At 58.6% G+C, this 14,858-nt stretch carries 14 protein-coding genes; 9 read left to right on the top strand and 5 right to left on the bottom strand.

All coding sequences use genetic code 11. The annotated features are described in order from the left end of the window. Positions 1-111 precede the first annotated feature (111 nt). A complete protein-coding gene (locus BLR31_RS18890) occupies positions 112-510 on the top strand; it encodes a c-type cytochrome (RefSeq protein ID WP_425287282.1) in 399 nt (132 codons plus the stop codon). A 14-nt stretch (positions 511-524) separates the two neighbouring features. Here the strand turns inward: BLR31_RS18890 and cueR are convergent, their stop codons facing one another. Further along, positions 525-986 carry a Cu(I)-responsive transcriptional regulator gene (cueR, locus tag BLR31_RS18885; protein WP_090599157.1) on the bottom strand — a complete coding sequence of 154 codons (462 nt, stop codon included), beginning with the start codon at positions 984-986 and terminating at the stop codon, positions 525-527. Further along, on the bottom strand, positions 983-3,523 hold the full coding sequence (locus BLR31_RS18880) for a heavy metal translocating P-type ATPase (protein WP_090599154.1): 2,541 nt from the start codon (positions 3,521-3,523) through the stop codon (positions 983-985). The genes cueR and BLR31_RS18880 overlap by 4 nt, the downstream gene beginning before the upstream one ends. Before the next feature lie 138 nt (positions 3,524-3,661). Between BLR31_RS18880 and BLR31_RS18875 the strand changes: the two genes are divergently transcribed. From BLR31_RS18875 to BLR31_RS18855, 5 genes are all read left to right on the top strand, one after another. After that, positions 3,662-3,859 carry a heavy-metal-associated domain-containing protein gene (locus BLR31_RS18875; RefSeq protein WP_090599150.1) on the top strand — a complete coding sequence of 66 codons (198 nt, stop codon included), beginning with the start codon at positions 3,662-3,664 and terminating at the stop codon, positions 3,857-3,859. A 515-nt stretch (positions 3,860-4,374) separates the two neighbouring features. Continuing rightward, positions 4,375-5,856, top strand: a complete 1,482-nt coding sequence (locus BLR31_RS18870; RefSeq protein ID WP_090599147.1) for a multicopper oxidase family protein — start codon at positions 4,375-4,377, stop codon at positions 5,854-5,856. Positions 5,857-5,912: 56 nt separating this feature from the next. Further along, complete coding sequence (locus tag BLR31_RS18865; protein ID WP_090599143.1) at positions 5,913-6,776, top strand: WD40/YVTN/BNR-like repeat-containing protein; 864 nt, start codon at positions 5,913-5,915, stop codon at positions 6,774-6,776. 441 nt (positions 6,777-7,217) lie between these two features. Next, positions 7,218-7,787 carry a cytochrome c gene (locus BLR31_RS18860; protein ID WP_090599140.1) on the top strand — a complete coding sequence of 190 codons (570 nt, stop codon included), beginning with the start codon at positions 7,218-7,220 and terminating at the stop codon, positions 7,785-7,787. 86 nt (positions 7,788-7,873) lie between these two features. Next, on the top strand, positions 7,874-8,680 hold the full coding sequence (locus BLR31_RS18855; RefSeq protein ID WP_244505138.1) for a c-type cytochrome: 807 nt from the start codon (positions 7,874-7,876) through the stop codon (positions 8,678-8,680). Positions 8,681-8,702: 22 nt separating this feature from the next. Here the strand turns inward: BLR31_RS18855 and BLR31_RS18850 are convergent, their stop codons facing one another. Then, entirely contained in the window at positions 8,703-9,146 is a 444-nt protein-coding gene (locus tag BLR31_RS18850; protein WP_143009444.1) for a FixH family protein, read from the bottom strand. Beyond that, the gene (locus BLR31_RS18845; RefSeq protein ID WP_176762767.1) at positions 9,143-10,186 is read right to left on the bottom strand and encodes an acyltransferase family protein; all 1,044 of its coding nucleotides are present in this window, start codon (positions 10,184-10,186) and stop codon (positions 9,143-9,145) included. Before BLR31_RS18845 ends, BLR31_RS18850 begins: the two co-directional genes overlap by 4 nt. A 956-nt stretch (positions 10,187-11,142) precedes the next feature. Between BLR31_RS18845 and BLR31_RS18830 the strand changes: the two genes are divergently transcribed. The 3 genes from BLR31_RS18830 to BLR31_RS21825 all read left to right on the top strand — a co-directional run bounded on the left by BLR31_RS18830 (position 11,143) and on the right by BLR31_RS21825 (position 12,528). Then, positions 11,143-11,625, top strand: coding sequence for a DUF305 domain-containing protein (locus tag BLR31_RS18830; RefSeq protein WP_090599122.1), 483 nt, complete (start codon positions 11,143-11,145; stop codon positions 11,623-11,625). Between the two features lie 390 nt (positions 11,626-12,015). Beyond that, positions 12,016-12,177, top strand: coding sequence for a hypothetical protein (locus tag BLR31_RS21830; RefSeq protein WP_176762766.1), 162 nt, complete (start codon positions 12,016-12,018; stop codon positions 12,175-12,177). A gap of 210 nt (positions 12,178-12,387) precedes the next feature. Then, entirely contained in the window at positions 12,388-12,528 is a 141-nt protein-coding gene (locus BLR31_RS21825) for a hypothetical protein (protein ID WP_176762765.1), read from the top strand. A gap of 77 nt (positions 12,529-12,605) precedes the next feature. Here BLR31_RS21825 and BLR31_RS18820 read toward each other — a convergent pair whose 3' ends face one another. Next, the gene (locus BLR31_RS18820; protein ID WP_210183953.1) at positions 12,606-14,816 is read right to left on the bottom strand and encodes a heavy metal translocating P-type ATPase; all 2,211 of its coding nucleotides are present in this window, start codon (positions 14,814-14,816) and stop codon (positions 12,606-12,608) included. Positions 14,817-14,858: the final 42 nt, after the last annotated feature.

Here is a 14,858-nt window from a genome sequence, read left to right as displayed (position 1 = left end):
AATTGCGGATACGTTGGTCGACATCGCCATGCTTTCCGGCGCACAACCCTAGAAATGAAAAATTCCACCATGGCTCCAATAGCGGTCATAACCGCATCGGTGAGTATTCTCTTGGCCATTCTTGCGGTCTCCATCGCGACCGGCGGAACCCTCTCGCATGCCGTCGAGAATTCGACCGAAGGTCGGCAGCTGTATCTCGACAATTGCGCTGCTTGTCACGGTGAAACGCTCGAGGGCCAGCCCCAATGGCGCGAGCGTCTGCCTAACGGTCGCATGCCGGCTCCTCCCCATGATGAGACAGGTCACACCTGGCATCACAGCGACGAGCAACTTTTTCGCATCACTCATGATGGCGTGGCAGCAATTGTTGGTGGAAATTATGAAAGCGACATGCCGGCGTTCGGGGACCTGCTCACTGACGACGAGATCGAGGCAATTCTCGACTACATCAAAAGCACTTGGCCAGAACGCGCACGCGCTTACCAAGAACAAATGTCCGAGCAAAACTGATAGTCAGAAGGCAGTTATCCCGGTTTCGCGGAAACCAAAACTCCTGCCTCAAAGCGAGGCTTGCGTTTCAACCTTTGTTTGGCCAATTCAGGTTTGGCGAAATCCTCGATGATGGGACAGTCTGGGCGACCGTCTCCATGACAGTGGGAGGCGAGATGCTTTAGCGTCTCGCTCATTTGCTGCAGGGCCCTCGCCTTTTCCTCCAGTATTTCTACATGGGCCAATGCGATCGCTTTGACATCCGCGCTGGCCCGTTCTCGATCCCGCCACAGCGCCAGAAGTTCGCGCATGTCGTCCACCGAAAACCCCAAATCCCGCGCCCGGCTGATGAACCGCAAAGTGTGGACGTCCTGATCATCGTAGATGCGATATCCGGCATCTGTTCGGTGCACCGGCGCTATGAGCCCTATGGATTCATAGTAGCGGATCATTTTCGCCGATACGCCTGAAGCTTTGGCTGCCTGTCCGATATTCATTGTGCGGGCTCCAGATTCATCTGGGAAAGTTGCTGCGGTACGGAATGAGGATCGATGGGCCGAGGCGAAAACCGCCTCAGCCGCAGGGCGTTCCCCAGCACAAACACGCTCGAAAGGGCCATGGCCCCCGCAGCAAGGGCCGGCGAGAGCAGAATTCCCCAAACGGGATAGAGCAAACCGGCTGCCACCGGGATCAAGACAGTGTTGTATGCAAATGCCCAGAAGAGGTTTTGCTTGATATTGCGGATCGTCGCCTTGCTCAAGGCGATGGCGTCGCCGACGGCGGTGAGGTCGCCCGACATCAAAACCACATCGGCACTTTCGATCGCGATGTCCGTTCCCGTTCCCACGGCAATGCCGACATCGGCTTCGGCAAGCGCGGGCGCATCATTGATACCATCGCCCACAAAGGCGAGGTGGCGGCCTGCCCCGCGAAGCGCTTTGATGGCGTCGACCTTACCGCTCGGCAGCACCTCGGCGACCACCTCGTCGATACCGAGTTGTTTGGCTACAGCCTGCGCAGTTTTTTCGTTGTCGCCTGTGATCATCGCCACCTTAAGCCCCAGGGCGTGAAGGCGCTCTATCGCTGTGCGCGACGTGGGCTTGATAGGATCGGCCACCGAAATGATGGCCGCCAGCCGTCCATCAATTGCTGCATAGAGTGGCGACTTTCCCTTTTCGGCAAATTCAACCGCCTGGTTTGCGAATGAACCGACCTCAATTCCGCTGCGTCTCAAAGCACGATCGGCCCCGACCAGCACTTTGCGCCCATCCACGTCACCGGTGACGCCAAAACCCGGATCGGCCAGAAAATCATCGGCGGCCGTAAGGTCCACAGACCTGGCATGCGCACCACGAACGATCGCCTCGGCTATCGGGTGTTCGGAGTGCTGCTCGAGGCTTGCCACGAGCCTGAGAACGTCATCTTCCTCGAACCCCGGAGCGACGATCAGATCGGTCAACTCGGGCTGGCCCAATGTCAAAGTTCCGGTCTTGTCGAGCGCGACGACTTCGGCCGATCGCAGCGTTTGCAGCGCTTCGCCCTTTCGGAACAGGATGCCTAGCTCGGCCGCCCGCCCGGTGCCAACCATAATGGACGTGGGCGTCGCCAGCCCCATGGCACATGGACATGCAATGATGAGCACGGCGACGGCGTTGACCAGCGCAAAGCTCAGCTGTGGAGAGGGGCCGAACATCAGCCAGACCAGAAATGTTAAAGCGGCCAAACCGATGACGATTGGCACAAAGACCCCGGTAACCCGGTCGACCAACGCCTGGATCGGCAGCTTTGCCCCTTGTGCTGCCTCGACCATGGCGATGATCTGGGCCAGAACCGTATCACGCCCAATCCTCGTAGCTTCAAACGTGAAGCTGCCGGTCTTGTTGATCGTTCCTCCAACCACCTCAGCCCCCGCCGTCTTTTGAACGGGGACCGGTTCACCGGTGATCATTGCCTCATCGACATAGGACGAGCCCGAGAGCACGCGGCCGTCCACCGGAATTTTGTCACCCGGGCGAATGTGAACAACATTTCCGGCCACGACCTCATCGAGATCGACCTCAACGATCGCACCGCCGCGTTCGACCCGCGCTGTCTTGGCCTGCAACCTCACAAGCCGTTTGATGGCCTGTCCGGTCCGGCCCTTGGCACGCGCTTCAAGATAGCGGCCGAGAAGGATTAGAGTCACGATGACCGCGGCGGCTTCAAAATAGACATTGATCGTACCGGCCGGCAGCAGCTGCGGCGCGAACGTTGCAACCACGGAGAATCCCCACGCTGCAGACGCTCCCAAGGCCACAAGGGAATTCATGTCCGGTGTCCGGCGCCAGAGATTGGGAAAACCTTTGACGAGAAACCGGCGTCCTGGACCAAACAGCACGATCGAGGCCAGGATAAACTGCAGATAGCGGTTGGTCTGCATGCCAATGGTGTCCACAATGAACATGTGCACCGCAGGAATAAAGTGTGCGCCCATCTCTATGACGAAAAGCGGAGCGGTGAGCAGCGCTGCAAAAAGCGTAGCGTTTCGCAGTGAGATGGCTTCGGCTTCTTTCACCTGCTCGCGACTAGGGCCGCCGGTTTTTGCCTCGGCCTCGACATTTCGGACGCTGTAACCAGCCGCCTCAACGGCGCTTGCCAAATCCTCTTTCCTGGCTGTTCCGCCAAGCACCGCGACTGTGGCCCGTTCGGTCGCAAGGTTGACGGCGGCGTCCACGACACCCTCAACGCGCTTGAGCGCCTTTTCGACCCGTCCCACGCAGGAGGCACAGGTCATGCCCTCGATATCGAGTGTAATAGTCTCCGCGGCCGCTGGGGTATACCCGGCTTTACGCACCGCCTCGGCGATCTGCCGGATATCTGTCGGACCCGAAAGTTCAATTCGCGCACGCTCGGTGGCGAGGTTGACCGAAGCCGAAGCTACGCCAGGGACGGCCCGAATGGCTTTTTCAACGCGCGATACGCAGGAGGCGCAAGTCATCCCTTCGATGCTAAAATCGAGGGACTTCATGCCGTCTAATTGTTTCACCTGGTTCATTTTCTGCAGTCCTTGTTCGACAACCGCACAATGATCTAATCCTTCCAATCATGGGAAGGTCAAATGCAAATTCGCGCTTGACCTTCCAACGGTGGGAAGCTCCATGATTGGCGCAGTCGAACCGGAAGGGATGAACCCATGCATGAGTTCAAAGTTCAGGACATGACCTGCGGCCACTGCGCAGGAACAATCGAGAAGGCGGTCAAGAGCGCGGACCCGGCGGCAAAGGTGGATGTCGATCTCACCACGCACTCCGTGCGCATCGAAAGTGCGCAGCCGAGCGACGCCATAAAGCGCGTCATCGCGGAAGCAGGATATTCTCCTGAGTCCATGTAAGAACTGCTCCGGCGCAATATGTCGCGCCGGGGAGCCCCACCCGCCTTGATGTCGCTTTCGTTCAGGGTTAGTTTTTTTCATGTCCATGTTCGCGTCACATATATTGCGGCTCGTTACCATCCTCGCGCTGATGGTGTCGTCAACGGCGATGTCATGGGCACAGACGTCAAGCGACATCGGCCGTTTGCAACTCCACAAAGGTCACCAGGTCAGCGCCCACTTGGGGATGTCCGTGACCAATCATGGATCCGATCACCACAAGTCCGAGAGGCACCACGATACGCTGTGCGCGACAGCATGTGCAGTGGCTGGTCCGCTGTCTGAGCCGGTGAGCTTGCATTCGCCACTGGCTCTGACCCTGAGATCTGCCCCGCTTCATGGCTTGGGTCCAATCTCTTTTGTTCCCGAACCTGGCCGGCGCCCTCCGAAACACAATCCGATCCTCGTCTAACGCGCCGCCTCACAAGCGGTAACGTACAGTCGCGCCTTTTGAGCGCATCGATCGGACTATTCAAATGACAAACGTGCTGACCCGCCGTGGCTTTCTCACGGCAACTGCCGCGCTTGCGGCAACCACTGCCCTTCCTCGCATAGGTCGGGCTCAAGAATCGTCTCGCCAACTCACGGTCGCCACTCGCACCATCGAGGTCAAAGGAAAGGCCGCGTCCGTCCACGGTATCGCCGGCCCCGGCGGCCGTCAGGGACTTATCCTCGATCCCGGCGAACGATTTAAGCTCACTCTCGAGAATACCCTCGACGTCGAAACCATCGTTCACTGGCATGGGCAGATACCGCCCAATATCCAGGACGGCGTTCCGGATCTGCCACGCCCCAAGCTCGTGCCTGGCGAAACCCGGGACTACAATTTCGAGCCGCTGGCAGGCACCCACTGGATGCACAGCCACGTACCGACCCAGGAAATGAACCTCCTTGCTGCACCGCTCATCGTACGCAGCACAGAGGACGTTATTGAGGACCGCCAGGAAGTGGTGATGTTCCTGCACGATTTCTCGTTCAAGGATCCACAAGCGGTCCTTGATGAGATTACCCAGGGCGCCGGGCATGCGGACATGGATCACGGTTCTTCCGTTGCGACGCCACAAGGTTCGATGCAGATGGACCATGGCGACATGGACATGGGGCAGATGAATATGAGCGATATGGCAAACATGTCGACCATGGCCATGGATCTCAATGACTTCAACTTCGATGCGTATCTCAGCAACGACCGCACGCTCGACGACCCGGAAGTCGTTCGGGTCGAACGCGGCGGGCGCGTCAAGTTGCGCATCATCAACGCCTCGTCGGCGACCACCTTCTGGATCGACACCGGCATCGGGGGGCGTTTAGTAGCGGTCGATGGCCACAGGATTTCGCCCCTCAACGGCAACCGGTTCGGTCTTGCAATGGGACAGCGTCTCGATATCGACCTCGACCTCCCTTCCGAGACGCGCACCTTCCCCATCCTGGCGCTCCGCGAAGGCGAGCGCGAGCGCACCGGTCTGATGCTTGCACCGGCAGGGGCGGCAGTATCGAAAATGTCAGACTTGGGGGAGACGTCATCACCCGCTTTCGACATCGATCTCTCCCACGAAGGGCGGTTTCGCGCGATCAATCCTCTCTCCGACAGGGAGGTGAGCAACAGCCAGATGATTATGCTGGACGGGTCGATGTCGCCCTATGTCTGGACAATCGATGGTCGCGGCTGGGGCGAACATAGGCCTATCACTGCCAAGAGCGGCGAACGGGTTGAGCTGATGTTCCACAACATGTCGATGATGGGCCACCCGATGCATCTGCACGGGCACGCCTTCCAGGTCGTCGGCCTTAACGCTCGCCGGGTTTCCGGAGCCGTCCGCGACACAGTCTATGTCCCCCCGATGGCCAGCGTAACAATTGCCATGGACGCAGGCGAGGCGGCTCGGTGGATGCTGCACTGCCATCACATGCCGCACCTGTCGACCGGCATGATGACCGAATTTCGGGTCCATGCCTAAACCAGAACCGACCGGCCCCGTCGAGCGGGGCTGGTCCACTACCTTTGGAGATATTCATGATCACGAATCGCAGCATGGCCGCACTTCTGATAGCTGCTTCCGCAACGCTCTCTCAGGCCGCACTAGGACAGGAGTTTCAGCCGCTGAGCGAAGTTCTGGCAACCACGCACGTCCACGGTTTGGCGTCGCAGGAGAATACCGCCGAAGTCCTGATGGCAACCCACCATGGACTGTGGAGTGTAAATCTCGACAACGAGACTGCCCAGCTTTTAGGAGACAGCCGCGACGACTTCATGGGGTTCTCGACCCACCCAACTGAAAACGAACGATACTGGGCCAGCGGTCATCCGATCTCGGGCGGCAATATAGGTGTCATCGAGAGCGTCGACGGAGGCGAGACCTGGTCCAAGATCGCTGAAGGCGTCGGTGGACCGGTCGATTTCCACCAGATGACGGTCAGTGGCGCCAATCCGGAAGTCCTTTATGGCGTACATTACGGCGCCTCCCTTCAAACGAGCACGGACGCCGGCCGCAGTTGGGAGGAGATTGGTCTGCTGCCGGACGGCATTATCGATCTTGCCGCATCGGGCATCTCTCCCGATGCCCTATACGCCGCGACCAATTCTGGTCTTTTCAAAAGTGAGGACGCGGGCAGAACCTGGGTCAAGATATATGAAACAAGCGCACCGGTTTCTTCTGTCCATGTGGACATGAACGGGGTTCATGCCTTCGTTCTTGGGGTTGGTGTGGTGCATTCACCTGAGACTGAACTCGACTTCGCCGTGGTCGCCGACGATTTTGAAGATACCTATCTACTTCATCTCACATCCATGCCTGAAGGCGGGTATGTAGCGGCAACCGATGGAGGTGGACTCGTTCTCCTTTCGTCCGACGGGACGGTCGATATTTCAATCCCGTAATGAGCTGCGATTGGGGCCGACAGCCCCAATCAAACCATCATCGTTGGTATCAATGGGCCACTAGGTTGGCGATTCGTGAAGGCTCGAGTTTGAAGGCGCTGGGAAACATTTTGCTGGCACTTGTGTTGATGGTCGCCTCGACTGCTCACTTCCATGCAGCTCAAAATGTAGAGATCAGTGACCACGTCCACACGTCATCGTCGCTTGACCAATCGACAGCCGACGATACCCATTCGGGCCACGGATCGAAACACTGCGGCCCTTTGCTGCTGTCGCACCCATTAGCGACAGCGCTCCATCTCGATGCGACCACAACGGTTTGGACCAGCGCGGCGCTGGAGCTAGCGGTTCATTTATTCGTGGTCGATCCCCCTCCTCCTCGGAAGGACTCCTTGGCTGTCTGATTGACAGCAATTTCGAGTTCCAACCGAGAGATATCTTATGAAACGAGCATATTTTTGTGCGCTGGCTTTTGCCGGCGCAGCAACGGGCTTTGCGTCCGCATTTGCGCATAACGGCGCCACCGGCATAGTCGCCGACAGGATGATGGGCATGATGATGTTGGGCGAGCAGATGCAGGTCCTAACGCCAATCATCAACGGCTCATCCAATCCAGGCCCCGGGGTAATTGAGGAGGCCGCAGCGATGATTGCGGCTCACTCCGGTAACGCAATGACTGAGTTGTTCCCTGAAGGCACTACGGAATTCCCTTCGGAAGCACGTCCGGAAATATGGGAGGACTGGGCACTTTTTGCTCAGTATGCCCAGCAACTGGAGAGCCTGGCCCAAGAGTTGGGAAGGACCACTGACCAACCGACGCAGGAGACCGCTCGGGTGCCGCGCAATGACTGGACTAGCATGGATACCTCGGTGCTGCTCGGACTGGCGCCGAAATCTGACCCCGAAAATTCACGCTCTGACCCGGAAACACAATCGATCAGAAGCGCTGCCGCGGTTGCAACCGATATCGCCGGCACCTGCTCAGCCTGCCACACGGTGTTTCGCAAGTGACCTGGCCAAGAATCGATCGCAAATGGCCCGTTGTAACCGCGGTGCTCTTGGGCGGCTTGGGCTTGGGCTTGGTGACCTGGATACTCATGCCTACCTCCACTCCCGATTTGCCGCAGCAAATCACCGGTGACGCCAAGCGTGGTGCCTATCTGGCCCGCCTGTCGGGTTGTGTCACCTGCCACACGAGCGAAGACGGCGCCCCATGGGCTGGGGGAGTTGCATTGGCATCTGACTTCGGCGCCTTCGTATCCCCAAACATTACCCCAGATCCAGAATTTGGCATCGGCGACTGGAGCTTCCAAGACTTCGTTCGGGCCGTAAGGCACGGGGTTGCGCCCGATGGATCTCCATATTACCCGGCATTCCCGTTCGAATTTTATACCACTCTTACCGATCGCGATCTGGCCGACATGTGGGCCGCTGTCCAAGAGGTTCCTCCATCCAACTTCGTGCCTGAAGAGAACGAGGTCCCACTGCCATTCAGCATTCGCCAGGGCGTGAAGCTCTGGCGCACCTTTTTCTACGAGCCTGTGGACTATGTGGTCGACGAGACCAAATCGACATCGTGGAACCGTGGACGGTTTATGGTGGAGGGACCGGCCCATTGCGCTGCCTGTCACACACCGAGAAACTTTGCTGGCGGCTTGGAGACTGACGCTCAGTTCGCTGGCGCGTCAGGCGGCACTGCGGGTTGGACCGCACCCCCGATCACCACCGTGGCGCTTGCCGAGGCGGGCTGGACCGAGGAAAGCCTGATTGCGGCGCTGCGCACCGGGCTCACCCCGACTGGCGATGCTTTTGGAGGTGCGATGGCTGAAGTCGTTCACCTCTCCACCAGTTATTTGTTGGATCAGCATATCGAGGACATGGCTGAATTTTTGATGGATCAGTGAGGGTCGGTGTTGGTTTTAGTGGCTACAGCCCAGCCGGGTTCGCATCTACTGGCAATCTTATGACGTCGTCGCCGATACTGACCTGCACCTCCCACTGCCCGGCCATCGGCAGCATCGCACTGGCTTGAAAGGCTCCGGGACCTGCTGACAAGACGTCGGCATCTACAGTCATCTGATGTCCAGGCATCTCAATTTTAACCCGTGGATCGATGATATCGGCTCGATCCACGGGCGACCTGATGAATACGGTGAGGGTTCTATCGTCCGCCAAGCTGGCACTGACATTGACCGTGATGCCCGACGTATCCACGGTGTCCTCACCGGTCGCACGCTGAGCGGGCTTGGAAACGAGTGGAATGCTTGCAAGGATTAGGACAAGGCCAAAAAACAAGGTCCCGACTGTCCAGATCATCACCAAAGAGATTCCGCTCGCTTTCCGGCGTCGGCTCTTTCCTTTCGCTTTCACGGTTCCTTCTCCGAGGCTGGCGCTTTGCGGCGAAGGGCTGGCTTCTCGACGAATTTCCAAGAGAGATACGCCAGGCTTCCGGAAATGGTGCTGGACAGCAAGAAAAGCACAGCAACCTGCGGCCCAAACCAGATGGGCTCCCGCGTCAGGACCTGTTGGATTGGCCATGCCATGAGGTAGATGCCGTAGGAAAGATCGTGCCGCCGCGCGAACTCGGCGATCCGACCCCAGTTCTTGGCGCCCACGTAGAGCGCTGCATACCCTATCCCAATGATCCAGGTCACCTCCCCAAACCGGGTTCCCGTGCCGGCCACCGCCAAGGCAAGCGCCGCCATTGCCCAACCAAACCGCAGGGGAATTACTTCGCCGAATCGTCGCGCCACCGCCCCGGTGAGAAAGGCAAATCCAAAGCGGAAGAGGCTCTCGACTGGCGTTTCACCGGTGGGATCGACGCCAACGTCGGCCAGAAGGGCAAAGCCGAACGCCGCCCACGCAGCAAACGCAATGGATGGATGGCGCAGAAGTCCCAAAGCCGCAGCAATCCCGAAGACAATGTAACTCAGGATTTCGTATTTTATGGTCCAGAGCGGTACGTTTACATCGCCGGGGTATCGGCCCTGCTCGAACATGGACGGCAGGACAGCCCCCTCGAAGTTCCATGCGACGTTGAGAGGGTAGAGCCAGGTCTGTGGGCTGGAATAATACTCCCAAAGGCGTGCACCTGTTCCGAAAGGACCGATAATGAGGGCAATGAGTGCAGCGCTGACGATCAGCGCCGGGTAGATCCGCAAGAATCGATTTCGGACAAACTGCCCGAGTCCTCGCTGCAACACGCTGTGGGTGAGCATCGCACCCGATATGACAAAGAACACATTTACTGCTGTTGCCCCTAGATCGTAGGCAGCCCAGCTCAAGGGATCGTAACTCGGTGAGTTTAGGCCCAGAAGTAGCGAATGGGAGAGCACCACACTCAACGCAGCGATCAAGCGCAAGGCATTGTAACTGTTGTCGGGATTTCCGAAGGCGGTCGAAAGCATCATGGGCGTGCCCGCGCCAGAAGCTGACGCCGGCCCATTGACGGGTCGGTTCATTGGTCATACCGGAATCTGATGTTGGATTACATCTCGTCACCGCTGAAACCGATGTTCGGCGGGTCAGAAAACAGAGTTATGCGCTCTGTTCCGGTCTCGGGGGCTGATCAATTGGTGCAGGACGATCTGATATCTGAGTCCTGACATGAGAATGTTTCCACGACCGCAGCCAGTCGGGTGGACTCACCCAGCGGGCGTTCACGATTATGGGCGTTTCATGGACGTGGTCGGTGTTGTCGTGCTGGCCAGCACCAAGTGTGCCGGCCTCATCGATCTGGGGATCTCCAGCCCAGTCCATTCCCGTCAAGAGAGTTTCCGCAGTGGGGCCATGCAGCGGGGCGTGGGTCGCCTGGAGAGGCAACGCAATAACGATTACCCACGCCACAACAAGAAGGCGTAGGAACGATTTCCAGGAAATGTCTTTCGCCGCTATACCGATCACTGCCGCAATTTGCCCCAATACGCTGGCTACCTTCACCACCATAGTGAACCGTATCGATCAGGTCCACCCGAAGTCGCCACCTGCTGAAGCGCCCACCATGGAACATTGCTCATCAATCTAATGTTCCAATTTGCGAAATTGATCCTTCTTCCGTTATTGGTCGTGTTCAGCCTTCTGGCTGCGCCGAGCGCCATGAGTTCGCCTCCGCAAGATGGGCATCAGACGGCCGCGCACCACAGCGACGTGGAGCACGACTTAAATGGCCACGAGGAGTGTGCAGCGACTGCCTGCTGCCTGATGCCTGGGAACGCCGTCCGCCCGATGCTGCTGGATCGTGTGGCTGAATTGGTCCTTCCGTGCCCTGTGCTGTCTCAGAGCGGAGAAGCTCCGGGAATTCCTGCTCCGCCTCCAAAGCCACTGGTTTGAACCGCGATATCGATCAATTTCAAACCGGAGAATACCTATGAAGACGTTCAAAACCCTCGGCCTCGCCATCCTCTTTGCCAGCACTGCGTCCATTGCGATGGCGCAGGGCATGGATCATTCCAACATGGATGGCATGTCCATGGACGGGATGAGCATGGATGCCGATGCCAATGAAAGCTCGGATTTACCCGAAATCTGTCTCGAGAACGCCGGCCACATGGCCGGCATGTCGATGGACATGGATATGGGCGCAATGATGGAGGGGATGAGCGAGGGCCACCAGGCCATGATGGCCGATATGGGCGCCATGCATAACGATATGATGGCGGCCATGATGGCCGAAGACTTCGATGTCGCCTTCATTTGCGGCATGATCCCACACCATCAGGGCGCTCTCGCGATGGCCAACGCGGCCCTCGAGTATGCCGAGGACGAATGGGTAAAGGAAATCGCCCAGGAAATCGTCGACGCCCAAGAACGCGAGATAGCCGAAATGCTTGAGTGGCTCGACGCCCGATAAATGGTAGTGACCGGGAGCGATCCCGGTCACCTTCTTACCCCAGTTCGGCATCGGCATGGCCGATGTCGACCACCTGCAGCAGCGGCAATACCCGTGTCCCCACGCCGCGATGTCACCTAACTCGATGGCGCAGCACCTGGCGGCGATCGTTTCTGCAGAATAGCATATTCTGGATTATAGCAATCTCGATCATGCGACCGTACGGCTGAGCACGGTCTCGGTCTGAGATGCCTGCGTCGACAAAATATGTAATTTATGTATTTTGCCCGCAGCAGGAGATTATCACGGTTTCTTTCACCGTAGCCGATCTGCAGCGCAAGGCCGCCGATGTCCAGAAGGCAGCCATGCGCTCACCAGTCTATCTTACCTATCATGACAAGCCGAGGTTCGTTGCTTTCCGTGGAAGATTTCGCCGCTTTAGGTGGCATCACCATCAAGATCACTCCCGAGTCACTGCCCGAGAGTGTTGTCGAACGCCTTCAGGTGCTGGCAGACCAAAACGAGCCTATCGAACTTGAGTTTGAAGGCGGCCTCGCTGACGAGATCAGGTAGTGGCTGGGGTTCCTACCCGGTACCTGGGCTAGTTTTTCGATACGACTATCCCGCACACACGAGGCTTCCGCGCGCGTCGAGAATGGCAAGAAACGACCTGCGTGCGTTCTTCTCGAGCTCGAACCCGGCAAACTCATCGAAGGCGCCAAAATCATCGATGAGGTCTCCGGATAGACCAGCGTCGATTTCACTGCCCGTGGCGGGGAGGTTTTGATCCTGCTGATCCAGACGGATCCGCCCGGCCCCGACCAAGTGGGCGCGAAACTTTCCATCGAAACGAAGCAGCTGATCGGTCTGAGGACAACGGAGGAGTCCTACGTCATCCTCTCCGAGTTCAACATCGACGTTTAGCCCAACGCCGACATCCCCCACCGGGCAGTTCGCATACCCCGGGAAAATACCCGGACCACTTCTTTCCGCTATCGCGGTCATCGGTCGATTGACAGTGTGCCACGTTGCCCCACGCCGTCCTCGGTGGCCGCGGCTGCTGTTCCCGACGGCACGGTTTGATTGGACGAGAACCGCAACAATCGCAGCGCGTTGGCGGTCACCAGAACCGTCGCGCCGGTATCAGCCAGTATTGCCATCCAGAGTGTTGTCGTGCCCGTCAGGGTGGTTACCAAGAAGATCGCCTTCAGGCCGAGCGCGATTGCAATATTTTGCCAGATGTTGCCCATCGTGGACCGTGACAGGGCGATGGTTTCCGCCACGCCCGAGACCCGGTTCTTCAACAGCGCGACATCGGCGGTTTCGAGCGCGACGTCGGTGCCGCCGCCAATGGCAATGCCTACCGACGCGGCGGCAAGTGCCGGCGCATCGTTGATGCCGTCGCCCACCATGGCGACCCCGCCTGCCTTTCGCAGATTGCCGATCTCATCCAGCTTGGCGTCGGGCATGAGCTCGGATTTCGCCGTAATGCCGAGCGTTCCGGCGATGGCCGCAGCCGTGCGCGCATTGTCCCCCGTCAACATGACACTGCGCAAGCCCAGCGCCGATAGCGACGCAATGCCGGAAACGGCATCCTCGCGTGGTTCGTCACGCAAGGCGATAAAGCCAAGCAGTGCTTTTGCTGCAAGAACGACAACGACCGTCTTACCCTCGTCCTCCAGAGATTTCATCCTTTGCGCGATATCGACGGGGATTGTCATCTGTTCAGCGGCGTACCGGGGCGAGCCAACAGAGACAAAACCTTCCTTGAGCCGCGCGGTTACGGCCTTGCCCGGGATGGCCTGGCTGCCGCCGAATACACGGGGAATGTCCAGCGATTTTTGTTCGGCCGCTGCGGTGATGGCGCTACCTAGTGGGTGACTGGAGCCGGCTTCGACAGCAGCGGCGCGGGCCAGTAGGTCCGCGTCATCTCCCGAGATGGCAACGATATCGGTAACCTTGGGGCGGCCCTCTGTCAGGGTGCCGGTTTTGTCAAAGGCAATTGTCTTGACGCGCCCAAGCTCTTCGAGTGCCGCACCACCTTTGATGAGCAGTCCCCGGCGGGCCCCTGCCGCCAAGCCCGAGGCAATTGCGGCAGGGGTCGAGATCACCAATGCGCATGGGCAGGCGATGAGCAGGACGGCCAGGCCGCGATAGATCCATGTTGACCATTCCGCCCCGAACAGGAGAGGTGGGATCACCATTATCAGAGCAGACACCACCATGGCCGCAGGGGTGTAGTAGCGGCTGAAACGATCGATGAATCTCGCTGTTGGCGCCTTGGCACCCTGCGCCTCCTCCACAAGATGCACGATGCGAGCGATCGTGTTGTCCTGAGCGGTGCGTGTGATCCTGACGCGGAGAAGCGTGTTCGCATTCACACTGCCTGCGAATACAGCGGCGCCTTCCTCTTTGAGCACGGGCACCGATTCACCGGTGACGGGCGATTCATCGACTTCGGATATTCCATCAATGACCTCGCCATCGGATGGAATGCGATCACCGGGCCGCACGATGGCGATGTCGCCAATCTCAAGATCCGAGGCAGAGATCTCCAGAACAGAGCCATCCCGCTCGACACGGGCACGGCGCGGTATAAGATCGATCAACGATTTGATGCCGGCCCGAGCCCGTTGTGCCGCAAAGGACTCCAAAAGCTCACCGACCGAAAACAGGAAGATGACCACCAGCGCCTCGGCGCCCTCACCGATTACCAAGGCCCCCAGGGCCGCGACGGTCATCAAGGTCTCGATTGAAAACGGCGTTCCGTGGCGTGTACCGGAAAATGCGCGGCTGCCGATCGGCACCAGACCAACAACGGCAGCAATCGCAAAAGCCCATTCCCCAATGGCGGGAACCAAAAACGCTATGGCGAATGCCAGAGCCAGAAGAAAACCGGTTAATGCAGCAAATCTGGCGTTGCGCGCCCTCCACCAAGGCTTTTCCGCTGCCCGGTCCTCGATGGCAACGGTGGCGCCATCGTCCCTTGCGTGCGGAACATAGCCCAGAGAGCGAATGGTATCCTCGACTTTGCGACGCGTGGTCTGCCGCTCATCGAGTTGGAGCGTCACGGAACCTGCGGTGTGATTGACCGAAATCTCTTCGGTCCCGGACAGCCGGCTCAGCGCAGTCTCGATCTTGAGCGCGCACGAGCCACAATCCATACCATCGACGCGGAGCTTGAGGGGTTCAGTTTTCGCGGTCATGGCCATTCCTTTCGCTGGGGACCGCGTCTTGTTTAAATGCTCTAGCCG

This window comes from Pelagibacterium luteolum, assembly GCF_900100665.1.
Taxonomy (GTDB): domain Bacteria; phylum Pseudomonadota; class Alphaproteobacteria; order Rhizobiales; family Devosiaceae; genus Pelagibacterium; species Pelagibacterium luteolum.
Note: the sequence above shows the minus strand (reverse complement) of the source record. Positions and strands in the feature narration are given on the sequence as shown.